At 62.1% G+C, this 17497-nt stretch carries 16 protein-coding genes; 6 read left to right on the top strand and 10 right to left on the bottom strand.

Translation table 11 applies throughout. The annotated features are described in order from the left end of the window. Positions 1 to 21: 21 nt before the first annotated feature. The gene (locus tag GTP41_RS22840) at positions 22 to 843 is read right to left on the bottom strand and encodes an outer envelope protein (protein WP_161027890.1); all 822 of its coding nucleotides are present in this window, start codon (positions 841 to 843) and stop codon (positions 22 to 24) included. A 128-nt stretch (positions 844 to 971) separates the two neighbouring features. Here GTP41_RS22840 and uraH point away from each other — a divergent pair, with 128 nt between their 5' ends. The 4 genes from uraH (at position 972) to GTP41_RS22820 (ending at position 4770) form a co-directional block, all read left to right on the top strand. Continuing rightward, positions 972 to 1325 (top strand): hydroxyisourate hydrolase, encoded by a 354-nt coding sequence (gene uraH / locus GTP41_RS22835; RefSeq protein ID WP_161027909.1) that lies wholly within the window; start codon positions 972 to 974, stop codon positions 1323 to 1325. 3 nt (positions 1326 to 1328) lie between these two features. Further along, positions 1329 to 2633: a guanine deaminase gene (guaD, locus tag GTP41_RS22830; protein WP_161027889.1), complete on the top strand. Its 1305-nt coding sequence runs from the start codon at positions 1329 to 1331 to the stop codon at positions 2631 to 2633. Positions 2634 to 2748: 115 nt separating this feature from the next. Continuing rightward, entirely contained in the window at positions 2749 to 3291 is a 543-nt protein-coding gene (locus GTP41_RS22825; protein WP_161027888.1) for a hypothetical protein, read from the top strand. 60 nt (positions 3292 to 3351) lie between these two features. Further along, complete coding sequence (locus tag GTP41_RS22820; RefSeq protein ID WP_161027887.1) at positions 3352 to 4770, top strand: hypothetical protein; 1419 nt, start codon at positions 3352 to 3354, stop codon at positions 4768 to 4770. Positions 4771 to 4924: 154 nt separating this feature from the next. Here GTP41_RS22820 and pyk read toward each other — a convergent pair whose 3' ends face one another. The 5 genes from pyk to gcl are packed head-to-tail and all read right to left on the bottom strand — an operon-like array spanning position 4925 to position 11068. Then, positions 4925 to 6346 (bottom strand): pyruvate kinase, encoded by a 1422-nt coding sequence (pyk, locus tag GTP41_RS22815; protein ID WP_161027886.1) that lies wholly within the window; start codon positions 6344 to 6346, stop codon positions 4925 to 4927. Between the two features lie 19 nt (positions 6347 to 6365). Further along, positions 6366 to 7634: a glycerate kinase type-2 family protein gene (locus tag GTP41_RS22810; protein WP_161027885.1), complete on the bottom strand. Its 1269-nt coding sequence runs from the start codon at positions 7632 to 7634 to the stop codon at positions 6366 to 6368. Positions 7635 to 7639: 5 nt separating this feature from the next. Next, positions 7640 to 8527, bottom strand: coding sequence for a 2-hydroxy-3-oxopropionate reductase (gene glxR, locus GTP41_RS22805; protein ID WP_161027884.1), 888 nt, complete (start codon positions 8525 to 8527; stop codon positions 7640 to 7642). 15 nt (positions 8528 to 8542) lie between these two features. Further along, positions 8543 to 9316, bottom strand: coding sequence for a hydroxypyruvate isomerase (gene hyi / locus GTP41_RS22800; protein WP_161027883.1), 774 nt, complete (start codon positions 9314 to 9316; stop codon positions 8543 to 8545). Between the two features lie 9 nt (positions 9317 to 9325). Continuing rightward, the gene (gene gcl / locus GTP41_RS22795) at positions 9326 to 11068 is read right to left on the bottom strand and encodes a glyoxylate carboligase (RefSeq protein WP_161027882.1); all 1743 of its coding nucleotides are present in this window, start codon (positions 11066 to 11068) and stop codon (positions 9326 to 9328) included. Positions 11069 to 11185: 117 nt separating this feature from the next. Between gcl and GTP41_RS22790 the strand changes: the two genes are divergently transcribed. Beyond that, positions 11186 to 12097, top strand: coding sequence for a LysR family transcriptional regulator (locus GTP41_RS22790; RefSeq protein ID WP_161027881.1), 912 nt, complete (start codon positions 11186 to 11188; stop codon positions 12095 to 12097). A 44-nt stretch (positions 12098 to 12141) separates the two neighbouring features. Here the strand turns inward: GTP41_RS22790 and GTP41_RS22785 are convergent, their stop codons facing one another. The 3 genes from GTP41_RS22785 to GTP41_RS22775 all read right to left on the bottom strand — a co-directional run bounded on the left by GTP41_RS22785 (position 12142) and on the right by GTP41_RS22775 (position 15896). Then, entirely contained in the window at positions 12142 to 13098 is a 957-nt protein-coding gene (locus GTP41_RS22785; protein WP_161027880.1) for a hypothetical protein, read from the bottom strand. A gap of 74 nt (positions 13099 to 13172) precedes the next feature. Then, complete coding sequence (locus GTP41_RS22780; protein ID WP_161027879.1) at positions 13173 to 14054, bottom strand: flagellin N-terminal helical domain-containing protein; 882 nt, start codon at positions 14052 to 14054, stop codon at positions 13173 to 13175. Positions 14055 to 14279: 225 nt separating this feature from the next. Beyond that, a complete protein-coding gene (locus GTP41_RS22775; protein WP_161027908.1) occupies positions 14280 to 15896 on the bottom strand; it encodes an electron transfer flavoprotein-ubiquinone oxidoreductase in 1617 nt (538 codons plus the stop codon). Positions 15897 to 16106: 210 nt separating this feature from the next. Here GTP41_RS22775 and GTP41_RS22770 point away from each other — a divergent pair, with 210 nt between their 5' ends. Further along, positions 16107 to 16883: an SDR family oxidoreductase gene (locus tag GTP41_RS22770; protein WP_161027878.1), complete on the top strand. Its 777-nt coding sequence runs from the start codon at positions 16107 to 16109 to the stop codon at positions 16881 to 16883. Between the two features lie 6 nt (positions 16884 to 16889). Here the strand turns inward: GTP41_RS22770 and GTP41_RS22765 are convergent, their stop codons facing one another. Then, positions 16890 to 17435, bottom strand: a complete 546-nt coding sequence (locus GTP41_RS22765; RefSeq protein ID WP_161027877.1) for a PAS and helix-turn-helix domain-containing protein — start codon at positions 17433 to 17435, stop codon at positions 16890 to 16892. Between the last annotated feature and the right edge of the window lie 62 nt (positions 17436 to 17497).

The raw sequence follows: 17497 nt of genomic DNA, 5'->3' as shown, positions 1-17497 counted from the left end.
CGCTCAGGGTCACGTGTTGGATTAGAAGTGGTACTCCGCGCGGATCATGGGGGTTTTAGCAGTGCTGCCAGGGATGTTATGCGGATTCCCGAACTTGTTGCGCCAGTATTGGTATTCCAGGCCGACCTTGAATGTGTTGGCCTTGGCGCCAAGGTGCGGGCTCACGTCGTACATGACCTGGGCGTCGATGTTCACTTCGGGCGAAGTCTGGCCGCCAAATTCGTCCTTGCCTTTCTCGCCGATCCAGTTGGCGAAGCCTTCGAAGCTGAAGCCGGAGCCGAGCGGAATGCCCCATGCGGCACTGAGCATGGCGTGCGTGTCGTAGGAGTAGCGTTTGCCGATGCCTTTCGGCTGGTTGCTCTCCCATAGCGCCAGCAGGCTCACGTTCAGGAAACCCGGTACCTCCAGCATCAGGGTCGGGCCGGCGACGACCATGCGTTTGCGGGAGTTGTAGCTGTCGTCGTTCTTGGTGTTCCAATCGAAGCCTGCAGTCAGCCCGACGCCGCGCACCGGGCCGAATTTGAAGTCTTTGCCGGAGACTTTGCCCAGGTCCAGGGTGTGGCGATACAACAGGTAGGCCTCGTGGGCGTTGTTGTCGGCGCCGTCGGAGCGCAGAAAATCCATGTTCATGAAGTTGCCGCCGTATTTGTATCCGTCGGCGTAGGTCCAGCTCAGGATCTGTTTGTTGATGTCCTTCGGGTTGTACGGCTCTGCGTATTTCGACCCGGCGCGGTAGCCGATGGAGGTGTCGCTCCATTCGGCGGCAATGGCTGGCTGGGCGCCCATGGCCAGGCCAAGGGCAGCGATGGTGCCGGCTGCCGCAACGCGTAAAGCTTGCTGCATGTTGTCTCCTGTATTTTTTGATATGGAATCCCGATTATGTCCGTCAAGCTCATGGTTGATATTCACGGGCAGGTATATATCGCGCTGGCCAGCCCTATAAGATCGGCCCATCACCAAGAGGAGACATGATGGGCAAACTGAGTACACACGTCCTGGATATCACCCAGGGCAAACCCGGCGCGGGAGTGAAGGTAAAGCTGTTCCGCGTGGATGGCGACGCGAAGACGCTGCTGAAATCGGCGGTCACCAACCTGGATGGCCGTTGCGAGCAACCGTTGTTGGCAGGCGACGAAGTAAAGCGGGGCAAATATGAACTGGTGTTCGCGGCGGGCGACTATTTCGCTGGCCAGGGCGTCAGCTTGCCGGAACCGCGCTTTGTGGACGAAGTGATCATTGCTTTCGGTATCGCCGATCCGGCGGCGAATTACCACGTGCCGATTGTGGTATCGCCGTGGGCTTACTCGACATACCGGGGAAGTTAAGCCATGCAGCAAGACATCAAGGCGTTCCGCGCCAGCATCCTGCACTTCACGGCCGATCCCGCGCTCAGCGACAAGGCGCATTCCTGGCATGAGGATGGCCTGCTGGTGCTGCGCGACGGCCGTGTGCAGGCGGTGGGCGACTATGCGCAATTGAAGGATATGCTGCCACCGGGCACCCAGGTGCGCGACTATCGCGGCAAGATCATCATGCCGGGTTTTATCGACACCCACATTCACTACCCGCAGACGGACATGATCGCCTCGCCGGCGCCGGGCCTGTTGCCGTGGTTGGAGACTTATACCTTCCCGACCGAGCGCCAGTTCAAGGACCCGGCACACGCGCGCGGCGTGGCGGATTTCTTTGTCAAAGAGCTGCTGCGTTGCGGCACCACCACGGCGATGGTGTACTGCACCGTGCACCAGGAGTCGGTGGACGCCTTCTTTGGTGCGGCGGAAGCCTATGACCTGCGCATGGCCGCTGGCAAAGTGATGATGGATCGCCACAGCCCCGACTTCCTGCAGGATACGGCAGAAAGCGGCGCCCGTGAAAGCGAGGAGCTGATCCACCGCTGGCATAACAAGGGCCGCAATATGTACGCCTTGACGCCGCGCTTTGCTCCCACCTCGACCGAGGCCCAACTGCAAATGTGCGGCGAACTGGCACGCGCCTATCCGGATACCTACGTGCAGACCCACGTGGCCGAGAACACCGACGAAGTAGCCTGGGTCAAGTCGCTCTTCCCGAACGCGCGCAGCTACCTGGATGTCTACGACCAGGTGGGCTTGCTGCGCCCGCGTTCCATGTACGCCCATTGCATCTGGCTGGACAACGAAGACCGCGCTCGCATGGCCGCCACTGGCGCTGCCGTATCGATGTGCGCCACGTCCAACCTGTTCCTCGGCAGCGGCCTGTTCGACTTCGCTGCCGCCGACCGGCAGCAGGTCGCGCTGTCGCTGGCGACTGATGTCGGCGGCGGCACGTCCTTCTCCATGCTGCAGACCATGAACGAAACCTATAAAGTGGCGCGCATGGGCGGTACCTATCTGCCGGCGCTACGCATGTTCTACCTTGCCACGCTGGGCGGCGCACGCAGCATGCAGCTGGAGGGCGTGGTTGGCAACTTCGGGCCAGGGGCGGAAGCGGACTTCATCGTACTCGACCCGAAAGCGACGCCGCTGCTGGAGCGCCGCACCACGCGCTGCAACAGCCTGGAGGAGCTGCTGTTCGCGCTGGCGCTGCTCGGTGACGACCGTGCCATCGCCGCTACCTACGCCGCAGGCAAACAAGTCCACCTGCGCGGCGAGTAAGCCTGTTTCGCCGGCCATGGTGTGACAATGCGCGCATTTTTCTGCGGTAACAAAATGTTATGCTGCGCCGCTCTGCGCCGCGCACGGATGGCCGGCATCCGATCAAGCTTAATGTATGAAGAAAATCCTACTCCTGTTCGCACTGGTGTTTCCCCTGCTGGCATTTGCCACTGACGTAACAGTGAAGTCGGTGACAGTAACCGTGCCTGAAGGATTTGAGGGGCCACTGCGTCAGGCGCAAGGCCCTGCAGTTCATGTTGGATACGCGAAAGACAGTGGGCCAGTAGGCCGGACCACGTTTCAAATCACCGTCATCGACATAGATCCGCTGCTGAAGTTCGACGGCGTTCCGGCGCGTGAACGTCCTGCATCGGAGCTCTTGCTGGACTTCGCAAACTCCATGCAGCGATCACGCACGGACTTCGATCGAACCGCCCCCACCGTGCTGGTTATCGGCGGCCTCCCGGCTGCGAAATTGCGCTGGACTGGCAAGCTGGAAGACGTGGAAACCGTGGGCACCATGTACGCATTCGTGGCTGGCGACAAGGTTATCCACTTCAATACCCAGGATGTCGGCTCCGCGCCATCGCCGGCCATGCTGGAAGCGGAAAGCGCTTTCGAGGCGGCGAAATTAAGCGCCTGCGATTGCAAGGAGTAGTTCGTGACGATGCGCTACCTCATTGCACCACTCCCATGGTGGGCTGCCCAGTGACGCCGCATGCGTAATGCCAGCGTTGTTCTTGCTAACCGGGCTGTCTGGCGCAATCAACTCTTTTCCCTGAATTACCCGATATCTTTGGAGATCAAATTAATGAAAAGTACTACAACCACCCTGCCACGGCAAAAATGCTGGAGCATCGCCTCCAGCATTGTCCTGAGCTGTGTCATCGCCGGTTGCGGTGGTGGAGGAAGCTCCGCCCCTCCAGAACCTGCCACCTATTCCGTCGGCGGTAACGTCAACGGCTTGGCGAGTGGCCGGAGCGTCGTCCTTCAAAATGGCAGTGGCGACGGGCTGACCGTGAGCGCCAACGGTAGCTTTGTATTCGCCACCAAGGTCACCAGCGGCACGAACTATGCTGTGAGCGTCAAGACCCAACCGGTGGGGCAAACCTGTGTTGCCAGCGACAGTCAGGGTGTCGTCTCGGCCAATGTCAGCAGCATTGTTGTCGCTTGCAGCAGTCAGCCTGTGCTTAAGGCTTTGAGCATCGTGCCGACGGAGATCCGATACAGCCAAAGTACCGACCAGTTGGTGATGACGACCGACAGCGCGAATGTCCTGCACATTGTTGACCCGAACACCGGCACCGATCGCACTATCGATCTCCTGGCCCAACCCAAGCGCCTGCAACTCAGTCCAGACGGGAAACTGGCTGCCGTCCTCTACGGAAGCGTCGTTGACCTGATCGATGTCGCGACGGCGAAGCGAATTCGTTCCTCGCTGCTGAACAGCGTACGCAGCGACGTGCTGTTGTTCAATTCTGGCGAAGCCTATCTGCTCGGTGGTGATCAATGGTCCGGTACTCCGGGCTTCATCAATGCGCGCACTGGCGAGGTTTCCACTCCGTCCGTACAGTATGCTGCCGGCACATACTGGGGGTATGGCCAGTACGGATTGGTAGCCGACAAGATCGATTCGCTTGTTACTATCTCCACTGGTTTGAGCCCAAGCAAGCTCACGAAGCTGACCTACGATCCAACTTCGCCTATTAAGCCAATCTCTTCCGGCGACTGGCCTTATCACGGTGCTTACTCCGGCTCTGTGCCGATCGGTTTCAACGCAAAACAGTCGCTGGTGTTCACCCAAAGCGGGCTGGTTGCCTACACATCGAGCATGAAATTCGCTGCCTACGTTAATGTTTCTAAAAGTTTGCGTTCAGTCTCCGCCAGTGCGGACGACACCGAACTGTTGGTGGTGCAGGCAGACAGCGCACAGCCTGATCGCTACTCGGCACAATATGACGTGATCGATCCGACGTTACTGCTGGTGCGCAGCAGCGTGCCTTTCCCGCAGATCGAAGGTGGAAAGTCCTACGGCGGGGCAGTATTCCACACAGTTCAGCAGCGACGCGTGGCTGTACTTCGCAGCGGCGACGCAACGCAGCCGGCGCGGGCGAAAATGTGGACTTACGTGTTTTAAATTGTAGTCGCTAAACCGGCTAGGGCTCATGCAATGCATGGGCCTTTTTCATATTCAAGAGGCGCAAGTTGCTTCGAATACTCGCGATTGGCCACCAGAAAAAAGACGCCGGTTGGAGGACCGGCGTTAAAAGAGAAAGACTGTACTGAGTTGCTTACTGCGGCCAGATCTCGGCCAGGCGCAGCAGGTTGGTGCTGCCTGGCTGGCCGAAGGGTGTGCCGGCGGCGATGGCGATGTGGTCGCCGGGTTTGACGAAGCCTTCACGCAGCGCGGTGCGGCAGGCTGCGGCGACCATTTCATCGACGCTGTTCACGTCTTTGCTGACGGTGCTGTGCACGCCCCATGCGAGCGCCAGGCGGCGAGCGGTTTCCGGCTTGGGGGTGATGCTGACGATGGGCGCCATTGGGCGTTCGCGGGCGGTGCGCAGGCTGCTATGGCCGGAGGTGGTGTAGGCGACCATGGCTTTGGCGCCCATGATGCGGGCGGCGTCGCGCATGGCGGCGCTGATTGCGTCGCCTTTGTTCGGCAGCGGGGCTTGGTGCTGGGCTTCGATCATGGCGGGATACAGCGGGTCGCGTTCCACTTCGGAGATGATGCGGTTCATGATCGATACGGCTTGTACCGGGTAGGCGCCGCTGGCGGATTCGGCGGAGAGCATGACTGCGTCGGCGCCTTCGTACACAGCGTTGGCGACGTCGGAGGCTTCGGCGCGGGTCGGGACGGGCGCGTTGACCATGGATTCGAGCATCTGCGTTGCAACTACGACCGGCTTGCCGTGCTTGCGGCACAGTCGCACGATGCGTTTCTGCACGCCGGGTACGCGTTCGGGCGGCAGCTCCACGCCCAGGTCGCCGCGCGCGACCATGATGGCATCGGAGACCTTGACGATTTCTTCCAGTCGATCCAGCGCGGCGGGCTTTTCGAGCTTGGAGAGGACGCCTGCGCGGCCGGCCACGATCTCTTTGGCTTGCGCTACGTCTTCGGGCAGCTGCACGAAGGAGAGGGCGATCCAGTCGACGCCGAGACTTAACGCGAAGTCCAGGTCGGCACGGTCTTTGGCGGTGAGGGCGGGGATTGGCAGGACGGCGTCAGGCACGTTCACGCCTTTGCGGTCGGATAGCACGCCGCCGTTCACCACGCGGGTGCGGATGGTGCCGGCGTCGCTGGCCAATACTTCCAGGCGGATGCGGCCATCGTCGAGCAGCAGCGATTGGCCGGCGCTGACGGCGGCGAACAGTTCGGGGTGAGGCAGGCAAACACGCGATTCGCTGCCGGGTGCTGGCGTCTGGTCCAGCTGGAACGCGGCGCCTTCGCGCAGGGTGACTTTGCCGCCGTCGAACTGGCCAATGCGCAGCTTGGGGCCTTGCAGGTCGGCGAGGATGGCGATGGGGCGACCCAGCTCGCGCTCGATGGAGCGCACGATGCCGTAGCGGGCTTCGTGGTCGGCGTGGCTGCCGTGGCTGAAATTGAAGCGGAACACGTCGGCGCCGGCTTCGAACAGCGCTTTGATGGTGGCGTGGTCGGAGCTGGCCGGGCCCAGGGTGGCTACGATTTTGGCTTTGCGTTCTCGGCGCATGTTTGGGGGTCTCTCTTTTTTATTGGATCAGGATGGCACGGAAGTCGTTGACATTGGTGCGGGTCGGGCCGCTCACGACCAGGTCGCCGAGTGCGCTGAAGAAGCTGTAGGCGTCGTTATTCGCCAGCAGGTGCTTGCCGTTAACGCCTTGTGCTGCGGCGCGCGCCAGCGAGTCGGGGCCGTAGACTGCGCCGGCGTTGTCTTCCGAGCCGTCGATGCCGTCGGTGTCGCAGGCGATGGCGTGGACATTGGCCGCGCCTTCCATCGCCAGGGCGAAACTAAGCAGGAATTCGACGTTGCGGCCACCGCGTCCGTTGCCGCGCACGGTGACGGTGGTTTCGCCGCCGGACAGGATGACGCAGGGCCGGGCGAACGGTTGGCCGCGCGTCAGCACCTGGCGTGTCATTGCGGCGTGCATCAGGCCGATGTCGCGTGCTTCGCCTTCAATCCCGTCAGACAGGATATAGGGCGTGATGCCCAGCGTGCGGGCTTTGGCAGCGGCTGCTTCCAGCGCGTGTTGGGCGGTGGCGATGACGTGGTGGCTGTGGCCTGCAAAGCGCTCGTCGCCGGGCTTGGGCGTTTCGCTGGTGGGTGATGCGAGGTGGGCCAGCACGCTTGGCGGCACGTCGATCTCGTATTTGCGCAGGATGGCCAGCGCATCTGCGCTGGTCGTGGCGTCGGGCAGGGTGGGACCGCTGGCGATCACGCGTGGGTCGTCGCCCGGTACGTCGGAAATCAACATCGTCACCACGCGTGCCTTGCCGCAGGCGAGTGCCAGGCGGCCGCCTTTGATGGCCGACAGATGCTTGCGCACGCAGTTCATCTCGCCGATGGCGGCGCCGCTGCGCAGAAGGGCTTTGTTCAGGGCCTGTTTTTCGGCCAGGGTAATACCTTCGGCGGGCAGGGCCAGCAGGGCCGAGCCGCCGCCGGAGATCAGGCACAGGACCAGGTCGTCCGCTGTCAGGTCCTGCACCATGTCCAGCATGCGGGCGGCCGCCTTTTGTCCCGCGTCGTCCGGCACTGGATGCGACGCTTCGACCACTTCAATGTGTTTCGTTTCGGCGGAGTGGCCGTAACGCGTCACGACCAGGCCGGACAGCGGGCCAGTCCAGCTGCGTTCCACAGCTTGTGCCATCGCGGCCGCACCTTTGCCCGCGCCGATCACAAGGGTCCTGCCGTTCGCGGGCGGCGGCGGCAGGAAGTCTTGCACCAGGTTGCGCGGATGCACCGCGCCAACTGCTGCGTCGTAGAGATCCAGCAGGAGCTGGCGTGGTGCGGGCGCGGTCATGGTGCTTAGCCTTGTGCGATCTTGTGGTTGGACATCAGCTCAATGGCCTGGCACAGCGCGGAGTGGTCCAGGCCGGACATGCCGTTGGCGGCGCAGGCGTTCATCAGTTCCTGCGTGGCGGAGGTGTTCGGCAGCGAGACGCCGAGCGCCTTGGCGCCTTGCAGGGCCAGGTTCAGGTCCTTCTGGTGCAGGGCGATGCGGAAGCCCGGGTTGAAGGTGCGCTTGACCATGCGTTCGCCGTGCACTTCCAGGATGCGCGAGGAAGCGAAGCCGCCCATCAGCGCTTCGCGCACCTTGGCCGGGTTGGCGCCGGCTTTGGAGGCGAACAGCAGCGCTTCCGCCACCGCCTGGATGTTCAGCGCCACGATAATCTGGTTGGCGACCTTGGTGGTCTGGCCGTCGCCGTTCTCGCCCACCAGGGTGATGTTCTTGCCGAGCAGTTCAAACAGGGGCTTCACGCTGTCGAAGGCTTCCTGCGGGCCGCCGACCATGATGGTCAGCGAGGCTGCCTTGGCGCCGACTTCGCCGCCGGATACTGGGGCGTCCAGGTAGGCGCAGCTCTTCTTGTTGATCTTCTTGGCGAATTCCTTGGTGGCGATGGGCGAAATCGAGCTCATGTCGACCACGATCTTGCCGGGGCTCAGGCCTGCGGCCACGCCTTCTTCGGAGAACAGCACTTCTTCCACGTGCGGCGTGTCCGGCACCATCACGAAGATGATGTCGGCGCGCTTTGCCACCTCCATGGCGGAGGTGCAGACAGTGGCACCGCCTTCGACCAGGTTGGCCGGAGGGTTCTTCACGTCGTGCAGGTAGAGTTTGTGGCCGGCTGCCTGCAGGTGTCCTGCCATTGGGCCGCCCATGATGCCAAGGCCGATGAATCCGAGTTTTTGCATGATGTGTCTCCTCTATTATTGAGTGTTGCGCCAGCCCAGGCCTGCTTCGGTGCCGGCTTTTGGTTTGTATTCGCAGCCTATCCAGCCCTCATAGCCGATCTGGTCGATGAAGTTGAGCAGGTAGCTGTAGTTGATTTCGCCGGTGCCGGGCTCGAACCGGCCCGGGTTGTCGGCTAGCTGGATGTGCTTGATGACTGACAGGTGGTTCTTGATGGTGTTGGCCAGTTCGCCTTCCATGCGTTGCATGTGGTAGATGTCGTACTGCAGGAACAGGTTGTCCGAGCCGACGGCTTCAATCAGTTCCAGGCCCTGGCGGGTGCCGGACAGGAAGAAGCCGGGGATGTCGAAGGTGTTGATCGGCTCAATCAGCAGCGGAATACCGGCCTTCTTCAGCGCCGTTGCCGCGAACTTCAGGTTCTGCACCAGGGTGGCGCGGGCGTCGGCCGTCGGCACGCCCTCCGGATGGATGCCGACCAGGCAGTTGATGCGCTGCGTGCCGAGGACGCTGGCGTAGGCCAGTGCCGTTTCCACACCTTGCTCGAATTCGGCAACGCGGTTCGGGTGGCAGGCAATGCCGCGTTCACCGCCGGCCCAATTGCCAGCCGGGAGGTTGTGCAGCACCATTTCCAGTTGGTGCTGCTCCAGTTGTTCATGTACCTGCTGTGGTTCAAAGTCATATGGGAACAGGAACTCCACGCCTTTGAAGCCATTGCGCGCGGCGGCGCCGAAACGCTCCAGGAAGGGCTGCTCGTTGAACAGCATGGTCAGGTTGGCAGCAAATTTTGGCATGGCGGTTCCTTATGCGGCGTCGATGATGTCGTTGAATTCGTTGATGGCGTTGATCTCGGTGCCCATCGCGATATTGGTCACGCGCTCCAGGATGATTTCCACCACCACCGGCACGCTGTGCTTGGCCATCAGTTCGCGTGCCTGTTCGAAGGCGGGAATGATGTCGTCCGGCTGGTGGACGCGGATCGCTTTGCAGCCCAGGCCTTCCACCACGGCCACGTGATCGACGCCGTAGCCGTTCAGCTCCGGCGCATTCACGTTTTCAAAGGACAGCTGCACGCAGAAGTCCATGTCGAAGCCGCGCTGCGACTGGCGGATCAGGCCCAGGTAGGAGTTATTCACCAGCACGTGGATGTAAGGCAGCTTGAATTGCGCGCCCACGGCCAGCTCTTCGATCAGGAACTGGAAGTCATAGTCGCCCGAAATCGCCACAATGTCGGTGGTCGGGTCGGCGGCGCGCACGCCCAGCGCGGCGGGGATGGTCCAGCCCAGCGGGCCGGCTTGGCCGCAGTTGATCCAGTTGCGCGGCTGGTAGACGTGCAGGAACTGCGCGGCGGCGATCTGCGACAGGCCAATGGCGGAAACGTAGCGCGTGTTGCGGCCGAAGTATTTGTTCATCTCCTCGTACACGCGCAGCGGCTTGACCGGCACGTTGTCGTAGTCGGTCTTGCGCAGCATGGTGCGTTTGCGGGTCTGGCACTGGGCCACCCAGCCGCTGCGGTCGCGCAGCTTGCCGGCGGCCTTCCATTCTTTCGCCACCGCGATGAACAGTTCCAGCGCGTAGCCGGCGTCGGACACGATGCCCAGGTCGGGGCCGAAGACGCGGCCGATCTGGGTCGGCTCGATATCCACGTGGACGAAGGTGCGGCCTTCGGTGAACACATCGACCGAGCCGGTGTGGCGGTTGGCCCAGCGGTTGCCGATGCCGATGATGAAGTCGGACGCCAGCACGGTGGCATTGCCGTAGCGGTGGCTGGTCTGCAGGCCTGCCATGCCCGCCATCAGCGGGTGGTCGTCGGGAATGGTACCCCAGCCCATCAGGGTCGGGATCACCGGCACGTTGACGATCTCGGCGAACTCCTGCAGCAGGGCGGAGGCGTTGGCGTTGATGATGCCGCCGCCGGCCGTGATCAGCGGGTGCTCGGCATCGTTCATCATCGCCAGCGCTTTCTCGACCTGGGCGCGCGAGGCGCGCGGCTTGAAGGCTTCCAGCGGGGTGTAGGTCTCCGGGTCGAATTCGATCTGCGCCATCATCACGTCGAACGGCAGGTCGATCAGCACCGGGCCGGGACGGCCCGAGCGCATCAGGTGGAAGGCTTGCTGGAACACGCGCGGCACCTGGGCCGGTTCCAGGACCGTGGTCGCCATCTTGGTGACCGGCTTGGCGATGGACGAAATGTCCACGGCCTGGAAATCTTCCTTGTGCAGGCGGGCGCGCGGCGCCTGGCCGGTGATGCACAGGATAGGGATGGAATCTGCCTGGGCCGAGTACAGGCCGGTGATCATGTCGGTACCCGCCGGGCCGGAGGTGCCGATGCAGACGCCGATATTGCCCGGCGCGGCGCGGGTATAGCCTTCGGCCATGTGCGAGGCGCCTTCCACGTGGCGGCCCAGGATGTGCTTGATCTTGCCGACTTTTTTCAGTGCTGCGTAGAGCGGATTGATGGCGGCGCCCGGCACGCCGAATGCGACCGAAATGCCTTCCTTCTGCAGAACGTGAACAGCTGCTTCAGCTGCTGTCATCTTAGCCACGGTGATCTCCTGATGAGTGTGTTATGAATGATTTGTATGCTATAGGCGATCACTTCCACTGATAAGACGACAAAAAATCGTTTCATTCGATACTCTGAGTATGGAATAATTAAAGGCATGGATAAGCTGAAGCAAATCGAGGCCTTCGTGGCCGTGGTCGAGAAGGGCAGCCTGGCGCGCGCCGCGCTGGAGCAGAACATCACACCGGTCATGCTGGGGCGGCGCATCGATGCGCTGGAGAAGCGGCTCGGGGTGAAACTGATGCACCGCACCACGCGCCATCTCACGCTCACGGAGCAGGGCAATGTGTTCCTGGAAGATTGCCGCAAGCTGCTCTCTGGGCTGGATGTCGCGGAGCGCAATATTTCGGAGGGGCGGCACAAGGCCACCGGGCACCTGATCGTGTCGGCGCCGGCCTCGTTTGGGCGCCAGCATGTTGCACCGCACGCGCCGGGATTTTTGGCCGCCAATCCTGATGTGCAGATTTCCTTCAACCTCACGGACCAGGTGATCGACCTGGTGCGCGAAGGCTACGACCTGGGCATCCGCATTGGCGGCGTCATCGACCCCAGCTTCGTTGCAGTGCGGCTGGCGAAGAACCGCCGCGTGGTCTGCGGCACGCCGGAATATTTCGAACGGCACGGCATTCCGCGCACGCTGGACGACCTGGCGCGGCACAACTGCCTGGCCTTCAACCTGCAGGGCGGCCAGCAGCGCGGCTGGTATTTCCAGCAGGGAGGCAAGCCGGTGACGGTGCGGGTGCAGGGCAATCTCGATTGCAACGACGGCGAACTACTGCACCGCTGGGCGTGCGAGGGCCTGGGGCTGGCATGGCGCTCAACCTGGGAGATCCAGGCCCAGCTGGCGGAGGGCAGCTTGATTACGGTGCTGGACGATTTTGCGCTGCCGGACTACGACATCATGGCCGTCTACCTGCAGCAGCGCCACCTGCCGGCCAAGATCCGCTTCTTTATCGACGAGCTGAAAGCGATCTACAACGAGCCAGGCTACTGGACCAGGCCGGTCTGATTGCTGCGTATCTGGCATACGCGCGGGAAGCTGTGACCGGCAAGCTAGGCCGAAAGCGCCTCTTCCGGCAGGCGCGGCTGCGACAGGAAGACCGCCACTTCCGCCATGGCCTTGAAGATGGCGGTGCTGAGCAGGGCGATCTGGGTGCGGGTGGGTTCGTTGTCGAGGGGATTGACCGGCGACAGCTCGCGCATCAGGCGCGCGCGCACGATCTGCAGGCCGCAACGGCCGATGATGGTGGCGATCTGCGGCAGCAGTTCTCGCATTTGCTGCATCGCTTCGTTGCCAGGCGCGCCGATTTCCAGCACCACGCCCAGTTCAGCCGGTTCCATCTGCACCACCACCTTGCCCAGGTCGGGCAGAGTCATTTCCAGGCGCACGGCGATGCGCGGCCGGCGGCGGCGCTGGTCGGGGCCATCCTGCCCGGGGTCGCGCGCCACGACACGCAGGGTCAGCTTTTCCGCGCCCCAGGCATAGACGGCGAAACGCCAGGCATCAAGTTCGGACAGCATGCCGTGGAAGGCGCGGTTATCGCGCAGCACGGGCGGCGGCGGGTCGGCCATGAATACGCTGGCGGGCAACTGGCGGCCTTCCTGCTGCTGCATCAGCGCGCCGCGCTGTTCGCTATAGGTGCGCACCATGACTTGCCAGGACGCGGCCAGCATATTGGTATCGGGCGTGTGCCAGACCAGCTGGCGCAGGGAGAACAACTGGTTCGGCTGCATCGACAGCGATTCGTGCGCCAGCATCGCACCGGCAGCGGCGCCGGCTGCTGCGGCGGCCTTGGCGGCGGCGCTACCGCGCTGGGCGCCTTCCATGGCGTCGATCAGGGCGCCAACGGCTGCCGGCAAGCCACTTTGCAGGGCGAAGTCGGGCGCATCGCCGGGTGGACGGGCGACAGGTGGCACCGGCTGGGCGTGGACCTGGCCGGGATTTTCCCGGACTTGGCGGTCGTGGATGCTCAGGGCCGGATTGGACGGGGTGATGCGGTCGATTGCCATAAAAACTGATAGTAATACGGCGATGTAAAAAAAGCCAACCGCGCGCGGTTGGCTTTTCAGTGCGTGCTATGCGATTACTGCAGCAGGGACAGGACCAGGGAGGACTGGCTGTTGGACTGCTTCAGCATTGCGGTGCCAGCTTGCAGCAGCATCTGCGATGCGGTCATGGATGCGGACTCGGATGCGAAGTCGGTGTCCATGATGCGGCCGGTTGCGTTCTTGGTGTTGGTCGAAATGTTCGACAAGTTGTTGTAGACGTGGTCCAGACGGTTGGACACGGCACCCAGCTTCGAACGCAGGGCCGACACGGTGTCGATCGCGGTGGTCAGCAGGTTGATGGAGCCGTTGGCAGCGCCAGCGGTCAGCACGTCGGTACCCTGAGCGGCCACGGCCACGCCGGTTGCGCCATCGTAGCCCACAGCGGCAGCGCCGATGTCGGTGTGCAGTGCGGTCAGTTCGGCGGTGAAGTCAGCGGTCAGCTTTTCTGCGCCGTCAGCACCGATCTGGAAGTCGATGGTGGCAGCCATTTTACCGGTGCCGTTGGTCAGCAGCGCGGTGCCGCCGAACTTGGTGTTGGTGGTGATGTTGGACAGTTCGCTGATCAGGGAGTCGTACTCAGCCTGCATCGCGGTGCGGTCGTCGTCGGTCGAAGAGCCGTCAGCGGACTGGGTTGCCAGATCCTTCATGCGGTTCAGGATGGAGGTGACTTCGTCCAGCGAACCCTCGGCGGTTTGCATCAGGGAGATCGAGTTCTGGGTGTTGCGCATTGCAACGGACATGCCGCTGGTTTGCACTTTCAGACGGGTTGCGATCTGCAGGCCTGCTGCGTCGTCCATTGCCGAGTTAATGCGGAAGCCAGTGCTCAGGCGGGTCATCGACGTCGACAGATGGGTCTGCGTGCGGGAGATCGAGTTCTGGGCGGACAGCGCCGCATTGTTGGTGTGAAGGCTCAGCATTTAAAACTCCTGTTGGGGTGGGTTCAGATCAGAGCAGCTGGATTCTCTGCGCTCTCAGAAGTACAAGACGACCGTTTCGAGCCCGGCATTAAATTCCTTAGAGAAATTTTTGAATTTTTTTTGCATTCCCCGAAAAATGGGGACGTACCCTATTAATTCAGCAACAAAAACCGGCCCGAAGGCCGCCTTTGTTGCCAAACAAATGGGGTACGTCCCCATTTTTTGTTACATGTTTGGATAGTTCGGGCCGCCGCCACCTTCCGGCGTGATCCAGACGATGTTCTGGGTCGGGTCCTTGATATCGCAAGTCTTGCAATGCACACAATTTTGCGCGTTGATCTGCAGGCGGTCTTGGCCTTCGTCGGTTTTGACGAATTCGTAGACACCGGCCGGGCAGTAGCGCGATTCCGGGCCGGCGTATTTGGCCAGGTTCACGCCCACCGGGACCGAGGCGTCTTTCAGCGTCAGGTGGATAGGCTGGTCTTCGGCGTGGTTGGTATTGGAGATGAATACCGAGGATAGGCGGTCGAAGGTCAGCTTGCCGTCCGGCTTGGGATAGGTAATCGGGCTGAACTCGGACGCCGGACGCAGGCTGGCGTGGTCCGGAGTCGAGTGGTGCAGGGTCCATGGCGCTTTGCCGCGGAACACGATCTGGTCGATGCCGGTCATCAGGGAACCCAGGTACAGGCCCTTTTTCAGCCATGGCTTGACGTTGCGCGCCACGTGCAGTTCCTCGTGCAGCCAGGATTGCTCGAAAGCGGTCGGGTAGCTTGCCAGTTCGTCGGCGCTACGGCCGGCGCCCAGGGCTTCCACCACGGACTCGGCGGCCAGCATGCCGGACTTGATGGCGGCGTGCGAACCTTTGATGCGGCTCATGTTCAGGAAACCGGCGTCGCAGCCGATCAGGGCGCCGCCCGGGAAGACCAGCTTCGGCAGCGATTGCAGGCCGCCGGCGGTAATCGCGCGGGCGCCGTAGGAAATGCGCTTGCCGCCTTCCAGGAAGGTGCGGATTTCCGGGTGGGTCTTGTAGCGCTGGAATTCTTCGTACGGCGACAGGTATGGGTTCTCGTAGTCCAGGCCGACCACGTAGCCGATCATGACCTGGTTGTTTTCCAGGTGGTACAGGAAGGAGCCGCCGTAGGTCTTGCTATCGAGCGGCCAGCCGGTGGTGTGGATCACCAGGCCTGGCTGGTGCTTGGCCGGATCGATTTCCCACAGCTCTTTAATACCGATGCCGTAGGATTGCGGGTCTTTACCCTTGTTCAGGTCGTACTTGGCCATGAGCTGCTTGCCCAGGTGGCCGCGCGCGCCTTCGGCGAACAGGGTGTACTTGCCGTGCAGTTCCATGCCCAGCTGGAAGTCGGGACCTGGCTCGCCGTCGCGCTTCACGCCCATATTACCGGTGGCCACGCCTTTGACGGAGCCATCATCGTTGTACAGCACTTCGGCGCCGGTGAAGCCGGGGAAGATTTCCACGCCCAGCGCTTCGGCCTGCTGGCCCAGCCAGCGCACCACGTTGCCCAGCGAAATCACATAGTTGCCGTGGTTCTCGAAGCACTTCGGCAGCATGAAATTCGGGGTCTTGTAAGCCTTGGATTCGGTCAGGAACAGCACGCGGTCTTCGGTGACGGCGGTGTTCAGTGGCGCGCCCAGCTCTTTCCAGTTCGGGATCAGCTCGGTCAGCGCTTTCGGGTCCATTACGGCGCCGGACAGGATGTGGGCGCCCAGCTCGCCGCCTTTTTCCAGCACGACCACGGAAATGTCCGCGTTCATCTGTTTGATCTTGATCGCTGCCGACAGGCCAGCAGGGCCACCGCCAACGATCACAACGTCGTACTCCATTGCCTCGCGTGGGCCGTACTGTTCTACAAGGTTGCTCATAGTGTTTTTGTAAGAATGGTGAAAATTCGGTGCGGGAAATAGAACGAGTGTGCTCTTTTTTCCTTGGGATTGCAACGGTGGCGCCATTGTGAGGGCTATTATTAGACGTGGCAATCTAATAAGGCAGTTTTTTGTGTCATCATGGCGGAACGGAATCAAGAGGAGTAGTCGGTGGGGATCGAAGTAAATTTTGAGGGCAAGATCGCCCTGATCACAGGCGCTTCCAGCGGTCTGGGTGCGCGTTTTGCGAAAGTGCTGGCCAAGGCGGGCTGCCAGGTGGTGTTGGCGTCGCGCCGGATCGAGCGCCTGAAGGAGTTGCGGGCCGAAATCGAAGCCGACGGCGGCGCAGCGCATGTGGTCTCGGTGGATGTGACGGACTACGCCAGCATCAAATCGGCCATCGCCCATGCCGAGACCGAGGCAGGGCCGATCGACATCCTGGTGAACAATTCTGGTGTGTCAATGACGCAACGTTTGCTGGACGTTACGCCGGATGATTATGATTTTGTTATGGATTGCAACCTGCGCGGCGCCTTCTTCGTGGCGCAGGAAACCGCCAAGCGCATGATCGCGCGCGCCAAGGGCGACCCGCGCAAACAGCACCGCATTATTAATATCGCCTCGGTGGCGGGCATGCGCGTGCTGCCGCAGATTGGCGTCTACTGCATGAGCAAGGCCGGCGTGGTGCAGATGACCAAGGCCATGGCGGTGGAGTGGGGCAAGTACGGCATCAACACCAACGCCATCTGCCCCGGCTATATTGAAACGGAAATCAACGAAGACTACTTCGCCAGCGAGCAGGGCAAACGCCTGATCGACATGCTGCCGCGCAAGCGCGCCGGCAAGCCGGAAGACCTGGATGGCTTGCTGCTCCTGCTGGCGGGCGACGACGCCCACTTCATCAACGGTGCCGTGATTGCCGCCGACGACGGCATGCTGGCGGGCTGATATGCCTTAGCGCGCCCCGGCCAGCTTGTGCACCAGTTCCGTCGCCGTCGCGGCGTTGAACTTGCGCATCAGGCTGGCGCGGTGCATTTCCACTGTGCGCGGCGATAGTCCCGTATCGCGCGCAATCAATTTGCTGGTCTTGCCTTCTACCAGCAAGGCGGCGATTTCGCGCTCGCGCGGGGTGAGGGCGGCCGAGACCGGCCGCTGCTCCGACAAATCCTCAAACGTCCAGATGCCGGCGCCCAACGGCTGGGCAGGGTCGAGCGCGCGCCCGGTCACGTGGCACCAGAACAGCTCGCCGCTCGCGCGGCGCATGATGCGCTCGTCCGAATAGCGGCCCTTGGCGTTCATGATGGGGATGATGCGGTCGCCCGTGCGCAGGTATTCATCCTGGGTCGGGTACAGCAGCTGGAACGATTGCCCGTCCAGCGCGCCCTGGCCGTAGCCGAACATGGCGGCCAACGCGTCGTTGCTGGCCTGGATCACGCGGTTATCGGACACGCACATGCCTACCGGGGCGAACTGGAAGATGGATTCGTAGTTGATAGGCATTGCGGTAGTTCTACGGTATTGATGTTTAGGCGGTCGTATTCTATCCTCAAACCCCATCTGGC

Source organism: Pseudoduganella guangdongensis (assembly GCF_009857475.1).
Classification (GTDB): domain Bacteria; phylum Pseudomonadota; class Gammaproteobacteria; order Burkholderiales; family Burkholderiaceae_D; genus Rugamonas; species Rugamonas guangdongensis.
Note: the sequence above shows the minus strand (reverse complement) of the source record. Positions and strands in the feature narration are given on the sequence as shown.

Excerpts from the sequence above, each read along its gene's own strand:
- GTP41_RS22840 (WP_161027890.1), bottom strand. The coding sequence starts at position 843 with ATGCAGCAAGCTTTACGCGTTGCGGCAGCCGGCACCATCGCTGCCCTT.
- uraH (WP_161027909.1), top strand. The coding sequence starts at position 972 with ATGGGCAAACTGAGTACACACGTCCTGGATATCACCCAGGGCAAACCC.
- guaD (WP_161027889.1), top strand. The coding sequence starts at position 1,329 with ATGCAGCAAGACATCAAGGCGTTCCGCGCCAGCATCCTGCACTTCACG.
- GTP41_RS22825 (WP_161027888.1), top strand. The coding sequence starts at position 2,749 with ATGAAGAAAATCCTACTCCTGTTCGCACTGGTGTTTCCCCTGCTGGCA.
- GTP41_RS22820 (WP_161027887.1), top strand. The coding sequence starts at position 3,352 with ATGCGTAATGCCAGCGTTGTTCTTGCTAACCGGGCTGTCTGGCGCAAT.
- pyk (WP_161027886.1), bottom strand. The coding sequence starts at position 6,346 with ATGCGCCGAGAACGCAAAGCCAAAATCGTAGCCACCCTGGGCCCGGCC.
- GTP41_RS22810 (WP_161027885.1), bottom strand. The coding sequence starts at position 7,634 with ATGACCGCGCCCGCACCACGCCAGCTCCTGCTGGATCTCTACGACGCA.
- glxR (WP_161027884.1), bottom strand. The coding sequence starts at position 8,527 with ATGCAAAAACTCGGATTCATCGGCCTTGGCATCATGGGCGGCCCAATG.
- hyi (WP_161027883.1), bottom strand. The coding sequence starts at position 9,316 with ATGCCAAAATTTGCTGCCAACCTGACCATGCTGTTCAACGAGCAGCCC.
- GTP41_RS22790 (WP_161027881.1), top strand. The coding sequence starts at position 11,186 with ATGGATAAGCTGAAGCAAATCGAGGCCTTCGTGGCCGTGGTCGAGAAG.
- GTP41_RS22785 (WP_161027880.1), bottom strand. The coding sequence starts at position 13,098 with ATGGCAATCGACCGCATCACCCCGTCCAATCCGGCCCTGAGCATCCAC.
- GTP41_RS22780 (WP_161027879.1), bottom strand. The coding sequence starts at position 14,054 with ATGCTGAGCCTTCACACCAACAATGCGGCGCTGTCCGCCCAGAACTCG.
- GTP41_RS22775 (WP_161027908.1), bottom strand. The coding sequence starts at position 15,896 with ATGGAGTACGACGTTGTGATCGTTGGCGGTGGCCCTGCTGGCCTGTCG.
- GTP41_RS22765 (WP_161027877.1), bottom strand. The coding sequence starts at position 17,435 with ATGCCTATCAACTACGAATCCATCTTCCAGTTCGCCCCGGTAGGCATG.